The following is a 22,042-nucleotide window of genomic DNA, read 5'->3' as shown; positions in this document are numbered from 1 at the left end:
GGAGCGTCACGGGCTGCATTCCCACGCAGAGCGTGGGAACGATCAAGCGCAGAGCGTGGGAACGATCACCCGCGCCTGCAAACTCAAATGCGCCCGCTCACCCGGTGCCAGGCTCAAGCTGTCGGTCCCGCCGCTGGCCGCTTCCACACAAACAAACTCTAAAATCTCGTTCCAGCTCACGCCCAGCAATGGCCGCGAGCCCGGATGCCAGACCACTGTGTCTGCATGGTCACCGGTGTCGATGCACAATTGCCGCTGCCAGGCGTGATCCTTGAGCTGCAATTCGCCGTCATGCTGGAACACTCGCTGACAACCGCCGTCGACCCGCAACTCGCCTTCCTGCTGGCAAACCTGGCGGCTCAATTGGTCGTAACCTTGTGCGCCATCGAGCCCAGACAGCGCTACCTCACCCACGTCACCAATACGCCAATAGGCGTGCAACGCCTGGCTCAACTGGCACGGCATGTCGTCCTGATGCTCGGTGCTCAGGTGCAAATCCATGCGTTCACCCAAGTGCGCGTGCAAGTCCGCTTGCCAGTCGCACAGCTGTAACTGCCAGTGCAGGTGCACGCCATCGTCATCAGCGCTGCTGTCGAGCAGTTTCCAGTCGAGCAAACGCGCCCAGCCATGGGACGGCCAGGCGTTTTCGCTCGGATGACGGCCGTACCACGGCCAGCACACCGGCACACCGCCGCGAATCGCACCGACATGCGGCCACTTCGCCGCGCACCACAGCCAGGGTTTCTGACCCTTTGGCTGGAAGTGCAGCAACTGCGCGCCCTGCCGACTGAATACCGCCTGACACAGCGGATGGTCGATCACCAGCACATCGCGCATCTGATAGCGCTCCCACGCAAACACCGGACGTTCGCGCAAGGATTTGAAGAAGCGTTGTAGCGGATGCTCAAGCATGTGCCGCGGTCCTGAAAATCATTTTTCTACCTGATCGTTCCCACGCTCTGCGTGGGAATGCATCCCGTGACGCTCTGCGTCACATACGATGGACGCAGAGCGTCCAGAGCGGCGTTACCACGCAGAGCGTGGGAACGATCTGTCCAAGGGGTGCGCTGCCCCCAAAAAAAAGCGGACAGCCATGGCCGTCCGCAAAAATGCGCACATAGAGAGGAGCTTATCGCAACAGCGTTAGAACACCGACTGAATTTTCAGACCAGCCACCAGAGCGTTGTCGACTTCATCCACACCGCCCGGGTGAGTGATGTATTGCAGGTTAGGACGGACGGTCAGCCAGTTGGTAACGTGGAAACCGTAGTTGATCTCGTAGTTGTACTCGGTGGAACGCAACGGCGAGAACAGCGGGTCTTCGTAGTCGGTGACACCATTGGCAGCGTTGACCAACTCGGCGTTTTTCTTCACGTCATCGTTGACATGGATACGGGCGAAACCGATTCCGACATCGTCTTTAGGACGTGCATCGAACGGCCCCTTGTACACAAACATCAGCGACTGGTAGTTGTCGACGAAGTTGGTGTCCTTGTCGTGGAAGGTGGCGTTGGCCGCGATGTTCAGACCGCGCGAAGCGTCACCGTTGTGGGTGGTGAGTTGTTGCTGCGCCACGAACCAGTAGCCGTGCTTGCTATCGTGACTGCGATAGGCGTTGCCGCTGGTCGCGGCATCGTCGCCGTTGTCGTCTTTACGTACGTCATCGGCGTTGGCAGTGCTCTTGTAGTAACCGACACGGTATTCGCCCGGCAGGTTGTTGACCTTCGGCGACCAGACCAATTCAACCGGCAAGACGGTGCCCTCGGTACCACTGCCGCTGAGCTTGAAGCCGTTACCGTGCTCAAGTTGCGACGGGTTCTGGTTGTACGCGCCGATCTGCGCATAGAACTCAGGCGTGATGTTGTACTTCACGCGAAGCGCTGCCTGCATGACCGGCCAGTTGTACCAGATGTTGGTCGCCCAGTTACCCGCTTGTGAACCGCAGAATGCCAGGTTCTGGAACTCGCAAGGGAAGGTGTTGAAGTCTTCGCCTTCGCCGAAGTAACCGGCCTTGACGTCCAGTTTACCGTCGAGAAACTGGTGTTTGATCCACAGTTGGGTCAGACGAACCATATGGCCACGGCCGTAGACTTCCTGGGAGGAACTCAAGGTGCCGGCACGCGGGTCGCCGACACGGTCATTGGAGATGTTCTGGCCGTTCCGGTTAGTGAGCTGGATCTTCGCCTGGGTGTTATCCCAGCCCCACAGTTTTTCCAGGTCCAGCGCCACGCCCAAGCCAAACTGGTCGGCGTAACGCGCCGTCTTGTCGTCGTTGTAGCCGCCATGCAGGTTGGCGCCCACTTCACCAACGTAGTCGGCCTTGATGTCGATACCTTGCTCGATCAGCCTGGTCCGCTCGCCGCCCCAATCCCCGGTCATCCACTGCGAGTCGGCACTGAACGCGTCAGCCGCGTGTGCGCTACCGGCCATAGTCATCATCGCAAGAGCTGACAATTGGCAGATAAGCTGAGCGTTGTTGTTCTTCTTCATCCCTACATCCTCGTCTTTATTGTTATTAACTGTTTTTATCTAACGCGGTTTACAACGGTCGTGACGCACGACAGTCCGGGCGCCACGGATTCCCCCTGTGGGAGCGAGCCTGCTCGCGATAGCGGTGTATCAGTCGACATCGATGCTGAATGTCAGTCCGTCATCGCGAGCAGGCTCACTCCCACATTTTTGATCTTCAGCGGCCTTTGAATTGGGCTACGTTGGCGCTGTGAGCTTCGGTTTTTGGCAGGCCGGCCACCCCCAGGCGTTCACCGGTCTTGGCATCGAACAACAGCACTTTCGATGGATCGAATTGCAGGGTCAGGGTCTCGCCCACGGCCGGCGCGACGTCTGGTGCCAGGCGGCAGCAGACTTTGGTGTCGTTGAGATTGACGAACACCAGGGTGTCGGGACCGGTCGGTTCGGTGACCTGCACTTCGGCACGAATGGTCGGCAAACCATTCGGCTCGCCGTTCGCCAGCACGATCTGCTCCGGGCGCATGCCGAGGATCACTTCGCGGTCTTCGAGCCCGGCGTCCTGCATGCCCAGCGGCAATTCGCAGCGCGCCTGACCGCTGTCGAGCAGAGCCACCAGACGACCTTCCTTACGCTGCAACCGCAGAGGAATGAAGTTCATTGGCGGCGAACCGATGAAGCTCGCCACGAACAGGTTGGCCGGGTTGTTGTAGATGTCTTTCGGCGTGCCGAACTGCTGAATGATCCCGTCCTTCATCACCGCCACTTTGTCGCCCAGGGTCATGGCTTCGATCTGGTCGTGGGTCACGTAGACCGTGGTGGTTTTCAGACGCTGGTGCATCAGTTTCATTTCGGTGCGCATCTCGACCCGCAGCTTGGCGTCGAGGTTGGACAGCGGTTCGTCGAACAGGTAAATCTTCGGCCGCCGCGCCAGCGCCCGGCCCATGGCCACGCGCTGTTGTTGACCACCGGAAAGCTGGCCCGGCTTGCGGCTGAGCAGGTGTTCGATCTGCAGCAGCTTGGCCACACGAGCGACTTCTTCGTCGATTTCGGCGGTGGGCATTTTGCGAATCTTCAGGCCGAACGCGATGTTGTCGCGCACGCTCATGGTCGGGTACAGCGCGTAGGACTGGAACACCATGGCGATGTCGCGATCTTTCGGGCTCATGCCGCTGATGTCGGCGTCGTCCACCAGAATCGCGCCGCCGCTGATGTTTTCAAGTCCTGCGATGCAGTTCATCAGCGTGGACTTACCACAGCCCGATGGACCGACCAGGATCAGGAACTCACCGTCATTGATCTTCAGTTCAATGTTTTTCAGGGTGTCCGGCAAACCGGCACCGTAGGTCTTGTTGACGTTGCGTAATTCGAGAGTTGCCATGTTCTACCCCTTGACCGCGCCGGACGTCAGCCCACGCAGGAAATACTTGCCAGCGAATATGTAGACCAGCAGTGTCGGCAGCCCGGCGATCATCGCGGCGGCCATATCAACGTTGTATTCCTTGGCCCCGGTGCTGGTGTTGACCAGGTTGTTCAGGGCCACGGTAATCGGCTGGGCATCGCCACTGGCGAAGACCACGCCGAACAGGAAGTCATTCCAGATCTGCGTGAACTGCCAGATCAGGCAGACCATCACGATCGGGATCGACATCGGCAGCAGGATCTTCCAGAAAATCGTGAAGAAGCCCGCGCCATCCAGCCGCGCCGCCTTGACCAGCGCATCCGGAATGCTCACGTAGTAGTTACGGAAGAACAGCGTGGTGAACGCCAGCCCGTAGACCACGTGCACCAGCACCAGGCCCGTGGTGGTGTTGGCCAGGCCGATCTTGCCGAGGGTGAACGAGGCTGGCAGTAGCACGGTCTGGAACGGCAGGAAGCAGCCGAACAACAACAGGCCGAAGAACAGTTGCGAACCACGGAAGCGCCACATCGACAGCACGTAGCCGTTCATGGCACCGATGAACGTAGAGATCAGTACCGCCGGCACAGTGATTTTCACCGAGTTCCAGAAGTAGCTGCCGACACTGTCCCAGGCCTTGATCCAGCCGATGCCGTCAATCACTTGCGGCCAGCTCAACAGGTTGCCGGTGCGGATGTCTTCCGGGGATTTGAAACTGGTCAGCAGCATCACCACCAGCGGGACCAGATAGATCGCCGCGGCCAGCAACAGAGTTGCGTAGATCGCGATGCGGCTGAAGCTGATGCCCGGTTTTCCGAGTTGATTACTCATGGCGTTTGCCTCGCAATTCGGAGTACAGGTACGGCACCAGAATCGCCAGGATCGCGCCGAGCATCATCATGGCGCTCGCCGAACCAATGCCCATCTGGCCACGGCTGAAAGTGAAGGAGTACATGAACATCGCCGGCAGGTCAGACGAGTAGCCCGGGCCACCCGCGGTCATCGCCGCCACCAGGTCGAAGCTCTTGATCGCGATGTGCGCCAGGATCATGAAAGCGCTGAAGAACACTGGGCGCAGGCTCGGCAATACGATCTTCAGGTAGATGGTCGGCAGGCTCGCACCGTCGACTTGCGCCGCGCGGATGATCGATTGATCGACGCCACGCAGGCCGGCCAGGAACATCGCCATCACAAACCCGGAGGCTTGCCACACGGCGGCGATCACCAGGCAATACACCACGCGATCCTGATCCACCAGCCAGTCGAGACGGAAGCCTTCCCAGCCCCAGTCACGCAGCATTTTGTCCAGACCCAGGCCTGGGTTGAGCAACCATTTCCACGCAGTACCGGTGACGATCATCGAGAGCGCCATCGGGTACAGGTAAACGGTGCGGATGAAGCCTTCCTTGCGAATGCGCTGATCCAGCAGCACGGCGAGGAACACCCCCAGCACCAGGCTGATGCCGATGAACATGCCGCCGAACACCGCGAGGTTCTTGCTCGCGACCCACCAACGATCGTTGTCCATCAGGCGGATGTATTGCTGCAGGCCGACCCACTTGTAGCTCGGCATGAAGCTGGAATTGGTGAAGGACAGAACGAATGTCCAGATGATGTAACCGTAAAAACCAACCAGGACGATCAGCATGCTTGGCGCCAAAACCAGTTTGGGGAGCCAGCGCTGCAATGCGTCGAACGGTGAGGCTTTGCTGAAAACCGCCACAGAGCTCATCGGGATAATCCAGGTGAAGAGGAATGAAATCGGCACGGCGATCCCTTGTGGGAGCGGGCTTGCTCGCGAAGGCGGTGTATCAGTCGACATTCGTGTTGAATGTCAGACCGCATTCGCGAGCAAGCCCGCTCCCACAGGGGTCACGCGGCGTCAGGGATTACTGGGCGGCTTTGACAGCCGAGGCCAGTTGCGCGCTGGCCTTGGCCGGGTCAGCGTTCTTGTCGTTCATGAAGTTGGTGACCACATCGAAGATCGCGCCCTGCACAGCCAGGGAAGTGGCCATGTTATGCGCCATGCTCGGTTGCAGGCCGCCGGTCTTCTCGTCGGCCAGGAAATCCTTGGCGGACGCTTGAGCGCAAGAATCGAAGCCCAGCGCGCTCATGTCGTTAAGCATGTCGGTACGCACCGGGATCGAGCCTTTGTTGATGCTGAAGACTTTCTGGAAGTCTTTGCCCAGAGCGACCTTGGCCAGGTCTTGCTGGGCGGCGATGTCGCCTTTGCGATCAGCTTTGAGCTTGAACACAGCCATCGAGTCGATGTTGTAGGTGAAGGCTTTTTCGGTGCCAGGGAATGGCACGCACTGGTAGTCCTTGCCCGCGACTTTCTTCGCGGCGGTCCATTCGCTCTTGGCCCAGTCGCCCATCATCTGCATGCCGGCCTTGCCGTTGATGACGTCGGCGGCAGCGATGTTCCAGTCACGACCGGCGCGGTTCGGGTCCATGTAGCCGGTGATTTTTTTCAGCTCGGTGAAGGCCTTGGCCATCTCAGGCCCCGAGAGGGTTTTCTGATCCAGATCGACCAGGGCTTTCTTGTAACCGTCTGCGCCCATGACCGAGAGCACCACGTCTTCAAACACGGTGCTGTCCTGCCAAGGCTGACCACCGTGGGCAAGCGCAATGAAGCCGGCGGCTTTCAGCTTGTCGCCAGCGGTATAGAATTCTTCGAGGGTGGTCGGCGCTTTGTCGATCCCGGCTTTCTTGAAGACTTCCGGGTTGATCCACAGCCAGTTGACGCGGTGGATGTTCACCGGCACGGCGACGTAATCGCCTTCGTATTTCACGGTGTCGGAGACTTTCTTGATCAGCAGGTTATCCCAGCCTTCGGATTTGGAAACCTCTTTGAGGGTGTCGGTGCTGAGCAGGCCAGTGCTGCCCCACTCCTGGATGTCCGGCCCCTTGATCTGGGCAACGCCCGGCGGGTTACCGGCCACGGCGCGGCTTTTGAGTACGGTCATGGCCGTGGAGCCGCCACCGCCGGCAACTGCGCCGTCCTTCCAGGTGAAACCGTCTTTTTCGACTTGGGCCTTGAGCACATCGACGGCTGCTTTTTCACCACCAGACGTCCACCAGTGAACGACTTCCACCGAACCTTTGGCATCGGCGGCAAGGGCACTGACGGGGAATGCAGCAACAGGAAGCAGTGAAGCGAGAGAAATGACAGTAGCGAGGCGAGAAATCGCATTCATCTAGTAGTACCTTTCTTGTTGTTATGCATGCAAGTCTGGTGCTTGCGCTGCATAGGATTCTAAACAGGGGATGCCCCTTCGCAGGTAACGAAGGGACGCGCGAATGTCACCACATGGTTACATAGCTGGTTACACAGCAACGCTCTGGGACAACTGCGCCAGCGCAGTGGCCATGCTCGGCGCCAGCGGCAGGCGTGGGATCAATACGGCTTGCCAGGCGTGATAGAGGTCGGGTTTACCGGCCCAGATATCGGCGCTCGGACGATTCAGCGGATCGAGTTCGTGATGCCAGCTACCATCGCAACGGTCAATGAAATGACTGTCACAGAATTCCCAGAACAGCCGGTACCAGCGCTCATATTGCTCATCACCGGTGCGTTTGAGCAGCGTACTGGCGGCAGCGCTGGCTTCGGCGTGCGTCCAGTGCAGGCGATGACGAACCACTGCGCGATTGTCCCAGTCGAGGGTGTAGACAATCCCCGGCGCTCCGTCGACACCCCAACCGTGACGGCAATTGTGCTCGAAGAGTTTTTGCGCATCGGTTGCCAGCCAACCCGGTGTAAGTATCCCGGCCTGCACCCGCGCAGCTTCAAGATGCAGCAACAGCCGCGCCCATTCAAAACCATGGCCCGGCGTGGTGCCGTAAGGGCGGAATCCGTCAGCCGGGTTGTCGTGGTTGTAGTCGCGCAACGGCTGCCAGTCGCGGTCGAAATGCTCGATCACCAGATAATCATTGGCCGCGGCATGATCATGAATGACGCGCTCGACGATGCGCTGGGCGCGAATCAGCCAGCGGTTGTCCTCGGTGACATCGGCCAGGGCGAGAAAGGCTTCGGTGGCGTGCATGTTGCTGTTGGCGCCGCGATAGGCTTCCTCGACGCTCCAGTCGCGGTTGAAGGATTCGCGCATCGCGCCCTCCTCTTCGCTCCAGAAATGACTGTCGATGATGTGGATTGCATCGTCCAGCAGCGCTTGTGCGCCGGGGCGCTGGGCGACCACCGCAGAACTCGCGGCCAACGCCACGAAAGCATGCAGGTAAGCGGCTTTGCCGGTATTGCCGTCACGGTGTTCGGGCGTGGCGAACCAGCCGCCGTGTTCGGCATCACGCAGCGGCCCGCTGAGGGCCTGGATGCCGTGATCCACCAGCTCGGCGAAACCCGGCAGGCCCTGGATGTGGGCCATGGCGAAGCTGTGGGTCATGCGCGCGGTGTTCATGGTTTCAGCTTGCGCGTTGGCCGCCAGGCGACCCTTTTCATCGAGATTGCCGAAGCCTTCGGCAAGCTTTGCAGCCTTGGCGAATGCCAGCAGGCGCAGGCCTTCGGCGGCGAGCCATTGCTGATGGGCAGGCGCGTTCAGCCAACTGCTGAAGGCGGGTTGGAAGGTGTCCATGGGAAGACCTTTTTTGTTGTTATGACTGGGGGAGTCTAAACAACGGGCGATGGCGGGCAGGTAACGAAGGGGGCGAGTTATGTCACCGAGCTGTGACATTTGCCTTGAGGGATGTATTGAAGGGACTGACGCCTTCGCGAGCAAGCCCGCTCCCACAGTGGTTCTGCGTCGTACACAAATCCAATGTGGGAGCGGGCTTGCTCGCGAAGAACGATAACGCGGTGCCGCTAATCAACACTACGCGGCAACTGCAACGTCACACGCAACCCGCCTTCACGCAGGTTTTGCAGGCTGACTTCACCGCCATGGCTATGGGCAATGTTGCGCGCAATCCCCAGCCCCAAGCCATAACCCTGCTGCTGTCCGGCCAAGCGGAAGTGCGGTTCGAACACCTGCTCCAGCCGCTGCTCAGGTACGCCCGGCCCTTCATCGTCGACATGCAGGACAAACGCGCTCTCATCGTCATCGATGTGCAGATGCGCGTTCTGCCCATATTTCAAGGCGTTGTCGATCAGGTTGCCGATGCAACGCTTGAGCGCCAGCGGCTTGCCGGGATACGGCGCCAGCGCCCGGCCATGCTGGGTCACGCGACCGTTGCCGTTGGGCGCCAGATACGGTTCCACCAGGCAGTCGAGCACATGGTTGAGGTCCACCGGCTCGATGTTCTCGTGGATGTCGGTGTCTTTCACGCATTGCAACGCGCCCTTTACCAGCAACTCCAGCTCATCCAGATCACGGCCGAACTTGGCTTGCAGTTTTTCGTCTTCAAGCAATTCCACCCGCAATCGCAGCCGGGTAATCGGCGTTCGCAAGTCATGGGAAATCGCGCTGAACAATTGGCTGCGTTCAGTCAGGTAACGGCTGATACGTTCGCGCATCGCATTGAAGGCGCGACCCACTTCCACCACTTCACTGCCGCCGCCCTCGGCCACCGGTTCGACTTCGGCACCCAGAGACATGTCCCGCGCCGCCCGCGCCAATCGCTTGAGCGGTCGGCTCTGCCAGTGCACCAACAGACCGATGAACAGCAGCAGGAAACCGCTGGTGAGCACGATGAACCAGACCTGCTGCGCCGGCAGGCCTTGTTCCTCAAGACTGGTATAGGGTTCGGGCAACAGTGAGGCGATGTATAGCCATTCCCCCGGTGCCATCTGGATTTGCGTGACCAGTACCGGCGGGTTCACCGGCTCCAGGGTCAACGCGTAATGCGCCCAGGAGCGCGGCAACTCATCGAGCTTCAAGCCACCATTGAAAATCCGCAGGTCTTCGGGGCTGACGAAGGTCACCGAGATGTCGGTGTCCTGGCCCAACGACTGACGCAGCACTTCGTCCACCGCTTTGAGCACCGCTGCTTTGCGCGGGGTGATCGGCAGCACTTCCATGCCCAGTGGTTTGTCATTGAGGGTCACCACGAATCGAGTGCCGCCCATGCTGCGCAACTGATCGAGTACCAGCGGCCGAAACGCCACCGGCAACGAGCGGAAATAACTGACGCTGGCCGTCATCGAATGGGCCAGGCTGCGAGCACTGGTGACCAGACCTTCGAGCTGCGTGGCGCGCAATTGCGACACCCAGATCACGCTCGACAGTGTCTGGGCGAACAGCACCGCCAGCAGGGTCAGCAGCAACATGCGCCCGAGCAGCGAGCGCGGCACCGGCACCCGCCCGGCGAGCTTGCGCAGGAACTCAGTGGCCATTGCTGGCAACCACGTTGGCTGCCAGTTGGTAGCCACTGCCACGCACGGTACGGATCAGCCGTGGCGGCTTTTCGGTGTCGCGCAGGCGCTGGCGCAAACGGCTGACCGCCATGTCGACGATGCGATCGAGCGGCATCAGGTCACGGCCACGGGTGGCGTTGCCGATGGTGTCGCGGTCGAGGATTTCCTGGGGGTGATCGAGGAACAGTTTCAGCAGCGCGAAATCGGCGCCCGAGAGAATCACTTCCTCGCCGTCGATATGGAACAGCCGATGGCTGACCATGTCCAGCCGCCAGTCATCGAAGGCCAGCACTTCACTGCCGGAACGCTCCTGACCGAACTGCGCGCGGCGCAACAAGGCTTTGATGCGCGCCTGCAATTCACGGGGGCTGAAGGGTTTGCCGAGGTAGTCGTCTGCGCCCAGTTCCAGGCCGATGACGCGGTCGGCCTCGTCGGAGCTGGCGGTGAGCATGATGATTGGCACATGGGCCTGACGCGGGTGCTGGCGGATCCAGCGGCAGAGGCTGAACCCGTCTTCGTCCGGCAGCATCACGTCGAGAATCACCAGATCGCTCGGCGCCTCGTTCAAGGCCTGACGAAAGCCTGCACCATCGGGCGTGGTACGGACCTGGAAACCGGCGCGGGTCAGGTAGGTGTCCAGCAACTCGCGTATCTCTTGATCGTCATCGACCAACAAAATCGACTTGTTGACTGAGCTCACGGGGCGGCATCCTTGTTGTTTGAATTGGTTGGATTATGCCTTAAGCAAGAAATCTACAAACACCGCAAAACCAATTGTGGGAGCGAGCCTGCTCGCGATGGGGCCATCACATTCAACATACTTGTTGACTGACACTCCGTCATCGCGAGCAGGCTCGCTCCCACACTGGATTGCATTTCAGGCTGGAATGGATTGCTCCAACGCCACACCCGCGCCCACCAACCCGGAATACGGCGCGGTCACCAGCCACACCGGAATGCCTTTGAAGTAATCGCTCATGCAGCCCTTGTCGGCGAAGCAGCGGGCGAAACCGCTTTTGACGAAGAAATCGGCAAACCGTGGAATCACCCCGCCAACGATGTATACACCGCCGCGCGCCCCGGTGGTCAGGACGTTGTTGCCAGCCACGCGACCGAGCCAGCAGCAGAACTGCTCGAGCACTTCCAGGGCAATCGGATCGCCCGCCAGCCCGGCCTTTGTGATCGCCTCAGGCGTGTCGAGCACAGGCGTGTGACCGTCCACTGCGCAGATCGCCCGGTAGACCCGCGGCAAACCACTGCCGCTCAACGCGGTTTCAGCGCTGACATGGCCGATCTCATTGAAGATCTGTTGCCACAGTTGGGTTTCTCGCGGGCTGCTCAGTGGCAGGTCGACGTGACCGCCCTCCCCCGGCAGCGGGGCAAAACGGCCCTCGCCCAGATCGAGCAACGTGCCCACGCCCAGGCCTGTGCCCGGGCCGATCACCACCGCTGGCCGCAACGGTTCCGGCGTGCCTTCGCAGACCACCCGAAATTCGCCCGGTTGCAAGCGGGTCATGCCCAGGGCCATCGCCGAAAAATCGTTGATCAACAGCAGTTGATCCACCTGCAAGGTCTTGCAGAACCCTTGGCGACTGAGCCGCCAGTGATTGTTGGTGAACTTGAATTCATCGCCACTCACAGGGCCCGCCACCGACAGGCACACCGAACCGATCGAACCCGGCGCCAGACCGAGCCCGCTCAGGTAGAGCGCAATCGCCTCTTCCGGGCTGGCGTGGTCTGCCGTCGCCAGCACCTGGACCGATTCCAGCTGCTGGTTCTTCCACAACGCGAAACGTGCGTTGGTGCCACCGATGTCACCGACCAGAGCCAGTTTCAATTAAGCGTCTCCAGGGCAGAAGTAAAGGCGCTGGCGCCTTGCTCTGCGGAGCTGAAGGCCATGCGCATGAAACCAAACAGTTCGCGACCGCTGCCAATGTTGTTGCCCAACAGACCCTTGGCAGGTTCGCGCGCTGCGAATTCTTCGGCGTCCACCTTAAGCTCCAGGGTGCCTTTGACGCCATCGACGCGGATGATATCGCCCTCTTGCACTCGCGCCAAAGCGCCGCCCACATAAGCTTCGGGGCTGACGTGGATCGCCGCCGGGATTTTCCCCGAGGCGCCGGACATACGCCCGTCAGTCACCAACGCGACTTTGAAACCGCGATCCTGCAACACGCCGAGGAACGGCGTCATCTTGTGCAGTTCCGGCATACCGTTGGAACGCGGCCCCTGGAAGCGCATCACCGCGACAAAATCCTTCTCCAGCAAACCGGCCTTGAACGCATCGGCCAGGTCCTGTTGGTCCTGGAACACCATGGCTGGCGCTTCGACGACCTGGTTTTCCAGCGCGACTGCCGAGACCTTCATCACGCCACGGCCAAGGTTGCCTTCCATCACCCGCAAGCCACCCTCTGCCGAGAATGCGCGAGCGACCGGACGCAGGATGTTTTCGTCGAGGCTTTCGATCGGACCTTCGCGCCAGACCAGTTCGCCGTTATCGAGGAACGGTTCCTTGGTGTAGCGGCTCAGGCCGTGGCCCAGCACCGTGTTGACGTTTTCGTGAAGCAGGCCGGCTTCCAGCAGTTCGCGGATCAGGAACGACATGCCGCCCGCCGCCTGGAAGTGGTTGATGTCGGCTTTGCCGTTCGGGTACACGTGGCTCAGGGTCGGCACCACCTCGGAGAGGTCGGCCATGTCCTGCCAGGTCAACTGGATGCCCGCGGCCATGGCGATGGCTGGCATGTGCAGGGTGTGGTTGGTCGAGCCGCCTGTGGCGTGCAGGGCCACGATGGAGTTGACCAGCGAACGCTCGTCGACGATTTCGCCGATCGGCATGAAGTCGCCGTTCTGCTTGGTCAAGCGGGTGACCTGGTGCGCCGCTTCGCGGGTCAGGGCATCACGCAACGGGGTGTTCGGGTTGACGAAAGAGGCGCCCGGCAAGTGCAGGCCCATGACTTCCATCAGCAACTGGTTGGTGTTGGCAGTGCCGTAGAAAGTGCAGGTGCCAGGGCTGTGATAGGACTTCATCTCCGATTCCAGCAGCTCTTCGCGCGTCGCCTTGCCTTCGGCGTAGCGCTGACGCACATCGGCTTTCTGCTTGTTGGAGATGCCCGACACCATCGGCCCGCCCGGCACGAAAATCGTCGGCAGATGACCGAAACGCAACGCGCCCATCATCAGGCCCGGCACGATCTTGTCGCAGATGCCGAGCATCAACGCGCCGTCGAACATGTTGTGGGACAGCGCTACAGCGGTGGACAGCGCGATCACTTCTCGGCTCGGCAGGCTCAGTTCCATGCCCGGTTCGCCCTGGGTCACGCCATCGCACATCGCGGGGGTGCCACCGGCGAACTGGCCGACGGAGCCGATTTCGCGCAGGGCTTTTTTGATCTGTTCAGGAAAGACTTCGTACGGCTGGTGCGCCGAGAGCATGTCGTTATATGACGAAACGATGGCGATGTTGGCGGAGTTCATCATCCGCAGGCTGTGCTTGTCGTCGCTGCCACACCCGGCTACGCCATGGGCGAAGTTGGCGCATTGCAGCTTGCCGCGCATCGGGCCGTCGCTGGCGGCGCCGCGGATCAATGCAAGGTAAGCCTCACGCGTGGCGCGGCTGCGGGCGATAAGCCGTTCGGTGACCTCAAGGACGCGGGGATGCATGTGTAGAACTCCAGGCTAACGGATGTGGCGACCTGATTGTCTATGCTGACCAAGCACCGCTGTGATCGGGGTGACAGACGGTTTTCTTGATCATTCGGACCAGTTGATTCAGGTCACTCGTTGTAGATAAAACAAAATATTGCCACTAAAAAGGCTTGTTTTCTATTTTTTTGCGAATAATCTTGTAATTCCAACAACAAAACGACGGCGGCGCTGTAAATGACTCTTCGAATTGCAATCAATGGTTTTGGCCGTATCGGCCGTAATGTCCTGCGCGCACTGTATACCCAAGGCTATCGTCAGGATCTGCAGATCGTAGCGATCAACGACCTGGGCGACAGCTCGATGAATGCTCATCTGCTCAAGTACGACACCGTTCACGGCACATTCGATGCCGATGTCCAGCACGATCAGGAAAGCCTGACCGTCAACGGCGACCGTATTTCGGTCAGCGCCATTCGCAACCCGGCCGAACTGCCCTGGGCCGCGGAAAAGGTCGACGTCGTGTTCGAATGCACCGGTCTGTTCACCGACCGTGCCAAAGCCGCCGCGCATATTACGGCCGGCGCGCGCAAAGTGATTATCTCGGCCCCGGCCAAAGGCGCCGACGCCACCGTGGTTTATGGGGTTAACCACGACATTCTGCGCCAATCGCACCAGATCATTTCCAACGCCTCGTGCACCACCAACTGCCTGGCCCCGGTGGCCCAGGTGCTGCACCGCGAGCTGGGCATCGAAAGCGGCCTGATGACCACCATCCATGCCTACACCAACGACCAGAACCTGACCGACGTCTACCACACCGACCCGTACCGTGCCCGTTCCGCCACCCAGAACATGATCCCGAGCAAGACCGGCGCCGCTGAAGCGGTGGGCCTGGTGCTGCCGGAACTGGCGGGCAAACTGACCGGCATGGCGGTGCGTGTTCCGGTGATCAACGTGTCGCTGGTGGACCTGACCGTGCAGCTCAAGCGCGAAGCGTCGGCCGATGAAGTCAACGCGATGCTCAAACAAGCCAGCCAGCACTCGAAGATTCTCGGCTACAACACCCTGCCGCTGGTTTCCAGCGACTTCAACCACAACCCGCTGTCGTCGATCTTCGACGCCAACCACACCAAGTCCAGCGGCAAGCTGCTCAAAGTGCTGGCCTGGTACGACAACGAATGGGGCTTCTCCAACCGCATGCTCGATAACTGCCTGGCGCTCTGCAACGCAGAATAAACGGCTCGACACCTATGTCGACGCAGGTATGTGAAAACGCCGAAAAATGCGTCGTCCCAGGCGCATTCTCGTCTGGAGAAGCAAGCAATGATCGGTATCAGCTTTACGCAAAAAACCCTGGCAGCGCGCAAGCGTATTGCCCTGGTTGCCCACGACCACTGCAAGGTATTTTTGCTCGACTGGGCTGAGCGGCAAAAAAACAAACTCGCGCAACATGAACTGGTCGCTACCGGCACGACGGGGTTGTTGTTGCAACAACGCCTCGACCTGCCGGTGGAAAGCATGATCAGCGGTCCGCTGGGCGGCGATCAGCAACTGGGCGCGCGAATCGCCGAGCAGCGGGTCGACATGCTGGTGTTCTTCTGGGACCCGTTCGAACCGCAACCCCACGACCCGGACATCAAGGCGCTGCTACGGGTCGCGGCGGTGTGGAACATCCCGGTGGCCTGCAACGAGTGCAGCGCCGATTACCTGCTCAGCAGTCCGTTGATGGATCAGGCTCACGAACACCGCATTCCGGATTACGCGACCTATTTGCTAGGGCGCGGGTAAAGCGCCCGGAATCACTCTCGATACCCTCCTGACACATAATCCCCTGTGTGCGAGCCTGCTCGCGATGACGGACTGACATTCACCATGATGTCGACTGAAAGACCGCTATCGCGAGCAGGCTCGCTCCCACAGGATTTCATCCGACCCGCCAGTTTTTTGATCTATGCTCGGGCTCTCGCTCCGGAGGGCCTTCGATGACTGATTTACTCACGTCCATTCAAGCCGCACTCGGCTTGCCCCACACACCCATCCCGTTCACCTCGAGGGGCGCCCTGCCCTCGGCGTTTGCCGTCACCGACCTTGCCTGCGCCAGCATTGCCGCTGCCGGTCAGGCTGTCAGTGAATGGCTGCAACAACACACCGGCCGTTTGCCCACTCTTGAAGTCGACCGGCGCCTGGCATCGTTCTGGTTCGCGACGTCGATCCGCCCCGTGGGCTGGAGCGTTCCACCGTTGTGGGATGCGATCGCCGGCGACTATGCGACCAAGGACGGCTGGATCCGCCTGCATACCAACGCACCTCATCACCGGGCCGCCGCTGAAAGCGTGCTCGGCGCGTGTGCCGACCGCGCCGCGATGGCGAGCAAGGTTGCGCAATGGGCCAAAAGCGATCTGGAACAGGCCGTAGTCGATGCTGGTGGTTGCGCGGCCGAAATGCGCAGCTGGGCGCAATGGCAAGCGCATCCCCAAGGTTTGGCGGTGAATGCCGAGCCGTTGATTCAGTTCAGCGCCGACAGCGGCGAAAATGCAAAGCCGTGGCGGGGTTCGGTGGCGCAACCGCTGGCGGGCATCAAGGTGCTGGATTTGACCCGCGTGTTGGCCGGCCCCATCGCCAGCCGTTTTCTCGCCGGCCTCGGCGCCGATGTGTTGCGCATCGACCCACCGACCTGGAACGAACCGGGCGTGGTGCCGGAAGTCACTTTGGGCAAACGCTGTGCGCGCCTGGATCTGCACGACAAGACTGATCGTGCGGTGTTCGAATGCCTGCTCAAGGACGCCGATATCCTGCTCCACGGCTACCGCGCCGATGCATTGGAAAGGTTGGGCTACGGCGTCGCCGTGCGGCAAAAACTGGCGCCGGGCCTGATTGATGTGTGCCTCAACGCCTACGGTTGGAGCGGCCCTTGGCAGAACCGTCGAGGGTTCGACAGTTTGGTACAGATGAGCAGCGGGATTGCCGAAGCGGGGATGCAGTGGAAGAAAGCGAGCCAGCCGACACCGCTGCCGGTGCAGGCGCTTGATCACGCCACCGGGTATTTGATGGCAGCGGCGGCGATCACGTTATTGGGACGTGGCGGGTCGGCCAGGTTGTCGTTGGCGCGGACCGCCAGGTTGCTGATTGAACAGGGTGCAGGGACCGATGAGGCATTGCGGGTGGAGGATCAAAGCGATCAAGGGATGTTGGTTGAACAGACGCCTTGGGGGCCGGCGCATCGGCTTCATGTGCCGCTGAAAATCACCGGGACACCGCTACAGTGGGCGCTGCCGGCCGGGGAATTGGGTTCCCATCGCGCGCAGTGGTGGTGACTGTTCGGGCCCCTTCGCGAGCAAGCCCGCTCCCACAGTTGACCGGGTTTCCCTGGAGGAATGCGATCACATGTGGGAGCGGGCTTGCTCGCGAAGGGGCCCGTAGGTTCACTACACAGCTCAGCTCAGCTCAAATCCGGCCGGCTCAGCGATGTCCAAAGCACCTGCGCCGCATACCCTCGATAGGGCCGCCAAGCCTCGGTCCGCACCCAAAATTCCCGAGCCGTCAGCCCCCACCCGGAAACGCATCCATCCCCCGCAACAGCCGCAAGGCTGTTACGCCAGCAACAACCTCACAACGACAGTAACCCGCTGTACAACCCATAGGCTGCCAACCCCGCCCCGGCAACCACACAGCTGAAAATCCCCTTCTCCACCGACGTAAACAGCGGTTTGCCCTGCTCCCGCTTGGCCTGGGCAAACAGAATCACCCCCGGTGCATACAACAACGCCGAGAGCAGCAGGTATTTCACGCCACCGGCATACAACAACCAAACCGCGTAACACAGGGCAATGCCACCGATCAGCAAGTCTTTCGTGCGCTCGGCCGAAGCATGCTCATAGGTTTCTCCTCGCCCGCTCAACAACACCGCATACGCCGCCGACCACAGATACGGCACCAGAATCATCGACGAGGCGAGGTAGATCAGGCTGGTGTAAGTACCGGCGGAAAACAGCGTGATCAACAGAAAAATCTGGATCATCACGTTGGTCAGCCACAGTGCGTTGACCGGCACATGGTTGGCGTTCTCTTTTTTCAGGAAGGCTGGCATCGTCTTGTCTTTCGCGGTGGCGAAAAGGATTTCGGCGCACAGCAACGCCCAGGACAGCAAAGCTCCCAATAGTGAAATAGCCAGGCCGATGCTGATCAGCAGCGCGCCCCAAGGGCCGACGATATGTGCCAGCACCGCCGCCAGCGACGGGTTCTGCAAGGTAGCCAATTGCGGTTGGCTCATGATGCCGAGCGACAACAGGTTCACCAGCACCAGCAGCGCCAACACACCGATAAAACCGATGACCGTCGCCCGGCCCACGTCCGAACGTTTCTGCGCCCTCGCCGAATACACGCTGGCGCCTTCGATGCCGATGAAGACGAACACGGTGACCAGCATCATGTTGCGCACCTGGTCCATCACGCCGCCGAAATTCGGGTTGCTGCGACCCCAGATGTCGCGGGTGAAGATGTCCGCCTTGAAGGCCACGGCGGCGATGACGATGAACATGATCAGCGGCACGATCTTGGCCACGGTGGTCAGTTGATTGATGAACGCCGCTTCCTTGATTCCGCGCAGCACCAGAAAATGCACCGCCCACAGCAGCACCGACGCGCAGCCGATGGCGATGGGTGTGTTTCCCTGGCCAAAGGCCGGAAAGAAATAACCGAGGGTGCTGAACAGCAAGACGAAATAACCGACGTTGCCCAGCCAGGCACTCATCCAGTATCCCCAGGCCGACGAGAAACCCATGTAATCGCCGAAACCTGCCTTGGCGTAGGCGTACACCCCGGAGTCCAGTTCCGGCTTGCGATTGGCCAGGGTCTGAAAGACGAAGGCCAGAGTCAGCATGCCCACAGCAGTAATCGCCCAACCAATCAATATCGCCCCGGCATCGGCACGCGCTGCCATGTTTTGCGGTAAGGAAAAAATCCCACCGCCAATCATCGATCCCACCACCAAAGCGATCAGCGCACTCAGGCGAAGCTTTTGCGTCGGTTGCGGCATTCGGGCGTCTCCATTTCCCGCCGCGACTATCACCGCGAGACCGTCACATTGTTAGTTTTAACTAAATAGATAAAGCGTAATAACGTTTATCCATTAACGCCAACCTCTGTCTTTTACTTATAGCTGATCACGCTAACGCGCTGACTGGAAATCGCAGTTTTGTCTGTATATTCGAATAAATCCATATCACTCCAAAATCAGAACTGATCACTTGCCAAAACATAAAAACAAACTAGCGTCTAAACTTCAATCGATGCGCTTTGTTTCTACAACCGTCAGCCGAGGCCTCTGGAAAGAGCTCTTCCGGCAATAACCTTACGCCTATAAAAACGACATAAGTCATTAATTAACAATGGAATGTGATCATGCATTGATCCAAGTCAGATGATTGAAAAGCAAACGAAATTAATCTGTTTTCTCTCTTTCTCCTGCACTGGAGTCATGCAATGTCTGAATCCCCAGGAAAACTGAAACTTGGCGCCCTGGTTGCGCTGGTGGTCGGCTCGATGATCGGTGGCGGGATTTTCTCGCTGCCCCAGAACATGGCCGCCAGTGCCGACGTGGGCGCCGTTCTTATCGGTTGGGCAATTACCGCCGTCGGTATGTTGACCCTGGCCTTCGTGTTCCAGACCCTGGCCAATCGCAAGCCAGATCTTGACGGCGGTGTTTACGCCTACGCCAAGGCCGGTTTCGGCGACTACATGGGTTTCTCCTCCGCCTGGGGTTACTGGATCAGTGCCTGGCTGGGTAACGTTGGTTACTTCGTTCTGTTGTTCAGCACCCTCGGTTACTTCTTTCCGATCTTCGGCGAAGGCAACACGGTTGCTGCCGTGATCGGCGCGTCTGTGTTGCTCTGGGGCGTACATTTCCTCGTGCTGCGGGGCATCAAGGAAGCGGCGTTCATCAACCTGGTGACCACCGTCGCCAAGGTCGTACCGTTGCTGCTGTTCGTGCTGATCGCCGTGTTCGCGTTCAAACTGGACATCTTCACCGCCGACATCTGGGGCCTGAAAAACCCTGACCTGGGCAGTGTGATGAACCAGGTGCGCAAGATGATGCTGGTCACCGTCTGGGTGTTCATCGGCATCGAAGGCGCGAGCATCTTCTCGGCCCGTGCGGAAAAACGCAGCGACGTGGGTAAAGCCACCGTCATCGGTTTCATCACCGTGCTGCTGTTCCTGGTGCTGGTGAACGTGCTGTCGCTGGGCATCATGACCCAACCGGAATTGGCCAAACTGCAGAATCCGTCCATGGCCGCGGTGCTGGAACACGTGGTCGGTCATTGGGGGGCGGTGCTGATCAGCGTCGGCCTGATCATCTCCTTGCTCGGTGCGCTGCTGTCGTGGGTGTTGCTGTGTGCGGAGATCATGTTCGCCGCCGCCAAGGACCACACCATGCCGGCCTTTTTGCGCCGCGAAAACGCCAACCATGTGCCGGTCAATGCGCTGTGGCTGACCAATGCCATGGTCCAGCTGTTCCTGATCATCACGCTGTTCTCGGCCAGCACTTACCTGTCGCTGATCTACCTCGCCACGTCGATGATTCTGGTGCCGTACCTGTGGTCGGCGGCGTACGCGCTGCTGTTGGCGGTGCGCGGCGAGAGTTATGAAAACGCTGCGGCCGAGCGCAGGAAAGACCTGTTCATCGGCGCCATCGCGTTGACCTACGCGGTCTGGCTGATCTATGCCGGCGGCGTCAAATACCTGCTGCTCTCCGCCTTGCTCTATGCGCCCGGCGCGGTCCTGTTCGCCAAGGCCAAGCTTGAAGTCAACAAACCGGTTTTCACCAACGTCGAGAAGCTGATTTTCGCAGCGGTCGTCGTGGGCGCCCTGGTGGCGGCTTACGGGCTGTATGACGGCTTCCTGACCCTGTAACACCTGACCCATTTGTCATCTGGAGGATCACTGTAATGACCACCGAAAAAGTTAAGTACGGCGTCCATTCCGAAGCCGGCAAACTGCGTAAAGTCATGGTTTGCTCCCCCGGCCTGGCCCACCAGCGGCTGACCCCGAACAACTGCGATGAACTGCTTTTCGACGATGTGCTGTGGGTGGCTCAAGCCAAGCGTGACCATTTCGACTTCGTCACCAAAATGCGCGAGCGCAACGTCGATGTGCTGGAAATGCACAACCTGTTGACCGACATCGTTGCGATTCCTGAAGCGCTGGACTGGATCCTGGAGCGCAAGATCACCGCCAATTCGGTGGGCTTGGGTCTGGTCAATGAAACCGCATCCTGGCTGCGTAGCCTGGAGCCGCGCAAGATCGCCGAGTTTCTGATTGGCGGTGTCTCGGCCGATGACCTGCCGGACAGCTTTGGTGGCAAGACCATCCAGATGTTCCGCGAATTTCTCGGTCACTCCAGCTTCATTCTGCCGCCGCTGCCCAACACCCAGTTCACCCGTGACACCACCTGCTGGATCTACGGCGGCGTGACGCTCAACCCGATGTACTGGCCGGCGCGCCGTCAGGAAACCCTGCTGACCACCGCCATCTACAAATTCCATCCACAGTTCACCAACGCCGACTTCCAGATCTGGTACGGCGACCCGGATCAGGACCATGGCAGCGCCACCCTTGAGGGCGGCGACGTGATGCCGATCGGCAACGGCGTGGTGCTGATCGGCATGGGCGAGCGTTCATCCCGCCAGGCCATCGGCCAATTGGCGGTCAACCTGTTCAAGAACAAAGCCGTCGAGCGGGTGATCGTCGCCGGCCTGCCGAAGTCCCGCGCCGCGATGCACCTGGACACCGTGTTCAGCTTCTGCGACCGCGACCTTGTGACCATTTTCCCGGAAGTGGTGAGCCAGATCGTCGCCTTCAGTGTGCGCCCTGACGAAAGCAAACCGGGCGGCGTCGACGTTCGCCGCGAAGAAACCAGCTTCCTCGACACCGTGGCCAAGGCCCTCAACCTCAAAGCGCTGCGCGTGGTGGAAACCGGTGGCAACGCCTTCGCCGCCGAACGCGAGCAATGGGACGACGGTAACAACGTGGTGGCCGTGGAACCCGGGGTGGTGATCGGTTACGACCGCAACACCTACACCAACACCCTGCTGCGCAAGGCCGGTGTGGAGGTCATCACCATCAGCGCCGGTGAACTCGGTCGCGGGCGTGGCGGCGGCCACTGCATGACCTGCCCGATCATCCGTGACCCTATCGACTATTAACTCTCAAACCCTGGCCGCCGCTTATCC

General features: G+C 60.0%; 17 protein-coding genes and 1 pseudogene. 5 read left to right on the top strand and 13 right to left on the bottom strand.

The window, feature by feature from the left end; translation table 11 throughout:
- Nucleotides 1-42: 42 nt before the first annotated feature.
- From IB250_RS09365 to edd, 11 genes are all read right to left on the bottom strand, one after another.
- On the bottom strand, nucleotides 43-912 hold the full coding sequence (locus IB250_RS09365) for a D-hexose-6-phosphate mutarotase (protein WP_192343890.1): 870 nt from the start codon (nucleotides 910-912) through the stop codon (nucleotides 43-45).
- 231 nt (nucleotides 913-1,143) lie between these two features.
- On the bottom strand, nucleotides 1,144-2,490 hold the full coding sequence (locus IB250_RS09360) for a carbohydrate porin (RefSeq protein ID WP_192343889.1): 1,347 nt from the start codon (nucleotides 2,488-2,490) through the stop codon (nucleotides 1,144-1,146).
- Between the two features lie 196 nt (nucleotides 2,491-2,686).
- Nucleotides 2,687-3,847: an ABC transporter ATP-binding protein gene (locus IB250_RS09355; RefSeq protein WP_192343888.1), complete on the bottom strand. Its 1,161-nt coding sequence runs from the start codon at nucleotides 3,845-3,847 to the stop codon at nucleotides 2,687-2,689.
- Between the two features lie 3 nt (nucleotides 3,848-3,850).
- Nucleotides 3,851-4,696: a carbohydrate ABC transporter permease gene (locus IB250_RS09350; protein WP_102616685.1), complete on the bottom strand. Its 846-nt coding sequence runs from the start codon at nucleotides 4,694-4,696 to the stop codon at nucleotides 3,851-3,853.
- Complete coding sequence (locus tag IB250_RS09345; RefSeq protein WP_007902369.1) at nucleotides 4,689-5,597, bottom strand: carbohydrate ABC transporter permease; 909 nt, start codon at nucleotides 5,595-5,597, stop codon at nucleotides 4,689-4,691. The genes IB250_RS09350 and IB250_RS09345 overlap by 8 nt, the downstream gene beginning before the upstream one ends.
- 157 nt (nucleotides 5,598-5,754) lie before the next feature.
- Entirely contained in the window at nucleotides 5,755-7,062 is a 1,308-nt protein-coding gene (locus IB250_RS09340; protein WP_192343887.1) for an ABC transporter substrate-binding protein, read from the bottom strand.
- A 129-nt stretch (nucleotides 7,063-7,191) separates the two neighbouring features.
- The gene (locus tag IB250_RS09335) at nucleotides 7,192-8,451 is read right to left on the bottom strand and encodes an AGE family epimerase/isomerase (RefSeq protein WP_192343886.1); all 1,260 of its coding nucleotides are present in this window, start codon (nucleotides 8,449-8,451) and stop codon (nucleotides 7,192-7,194) included.
- 227 nt (nucleotides 8,452-8,678) lie between these two features.
- Nucleotides 8,679-10,106 (bottom strand): ATP-binding protein, encoded by a 1,428-nt coding sequence (locus IB250_RS09330; RefSeq protein WP_371317148.1) that lies wholly within the window; start codon nucleotides 10,104-10,106, stop codon nucleotides 8,679-8,681.
- A 31-nt stretch (nucleotides 10,107-10,137) separates the two neighbouring features.
- Nucleotides 10,138-10,869 carry a response regulator gene (locus IB250_RS09325; RefSeq protein ID WP_008006907.1) on the bottom strand — a complete coding sequence of 244 codons (732 nt, stop codon included), beginning with the start codon at nucleotides 10,867-10,869 and terminating at the stop codon, nucleotides 10,138-10,140.
- Nucleotides 10,870-11,046: 177 nt separating this feature from the next.
- Nucleotides 11,047-12,006 (bottom strand): glucokinase, encoded by a 960-nt coding sequence (locus tag IB250_RS09320; RefSeq protein ID WP_192343884.1) that lies wholly within the window; start codon nucleotides 12,004-12,006, stop codon nucleotides 11,047-11,049.
- On the bottom strand, nucleotides 12,003-13,829 hold the full coding sequence (edd, locus tag IB250_RS09315; protein WP_192343883.1) for a phosphogluconate dehydratase: 1,827 nt from the start codon (nucleotides 13,827-13,829) through the stop codon (nucleotides 12,003-12,005). The genes IB250_RS09320 and edd overlap by 4 nt, the downstream gene beginning before the upstream one ends.
- 219 nt (nucleotides 13,830-14,048) lie before the next feature.
- Between edd and gap the strand changes: the two genes are divergently transcribed.
- The 3 genes from gap to IB250_RS09300 all read left to right on the top strand — a co-directional run bounded on the left by gap (nucleotide 14,049) and on the right by IB250_RS09300 (nucleotide 17,128).
- On the top strand, nucleotides 14,049-15,050 hold the full coding sequence (gap, locus tag IB250_RS09310) for a type I glyceraldehyde-3-phosphate dehydrogenase (protein ID WP_008013978.1): 1,002 nt from the start codon (nucleotides 14,049-14,051) through the stop codon (nucleotides 15,048-15,050).
- A gap of 87 nt (nucleotides 15,051-15,137) precedes the next feature.
- On the top strand, nucleotides 15,138-15,602 hold the full coding sequence (locus IB250_RS09305; RefSeq protein WP_123495468.1) for a methylglyoxal synthase: 465 nt from the start codon (nucleotides 15,138-15,140) through the stop codon (nucleotides 15,600-15,602).
- 194 nt (nucleotides 15,603-15,796) lie between these two features.
- A complete protein-coding gene (locus IB250_RS09300) occupies nucleotides 15,797-17,128 on the top strand; it encodes a CoA transferase (protein ID WP_192343882.1) in 1,332 nt (443 codons plus the stop codon).
- A 125-nt stretch (nucleotides 17,129-17,253) separates the two neighbouring features.
- On the opposite strand, the pseudogene IB250_RS28675 reads toward IB250_RS09300, so the two are convergent.
- Together IB250_RS28675 and arcD (IB250_RS09295) are read right to left on the bottom strand one after the other, a co-directional pair.
- Nucleotides 17,254-17,361, bottom strand: a pseudogene (locus IB250_RS28675) (DNA-3-methyladenine glycosylase 2 family protein); the annotation flags it as partial.
- A gap of 60 nt (nucleotides 17,362-17,421) precedes the next feature.
- A complete protein-coding gene (arcD, locus tag IB250_RS09295) occupies nucleotides 17,422-18,849 on the bottom strand; it encodes an arginine-ornithine antiporter (protein WP_192343881.1) in 1,428 nt (475 codons plus the stop codon).
- A gap of 446 nt (nucleotides 18,850-19,295) precedes the next feature.
- On the opposite strand from arcD (IB250_RS09295), the gene arcD (IB250_RS09290) reads away from it, so the two are divergent.
- Both arcD (IB250_RS09290) and arcA read left to right on the top strand, forming a co-directional pair.
- Entirely contained in the window at nucleotides 19,296-20,723 is a 1,428-nt protein-coding gene (arcD, locus tag IB250_RS09290; RefSeq protein WP_192343880.1) for an arginine-ornithine antiporter, read from the top strand.
- Nucleotides 20,724-20,758: 35 nt separating this feature from the next.
- A complete protein-coding gene (gene arcA, locus IB250_RS09285; RefSeq protein ID WP_123495475.1) occupies nucleotides 20,759-22,015 on the top strand; it encodes an arginine deiminase in 1,257 nt (418 codons plus the stop codon).
- Nucleotides 22,016-22,042 lie beyond the last annotated feature (27 nt).

The organism is Pseudomonas sp. PDM09 (genome assembly GCF_014852305.1).
GTDB lineage: Bacteria > Pseudomonadota > Gammaproteobacteria > Pseudomonadales > Pseudomonadaceae > Aquipseudomonas.
The sequence above is the reverse complement of the archived record's forward strand: the minus strand, read 5'-3'. Positions and strand labels throughout refer to the sequence as shown.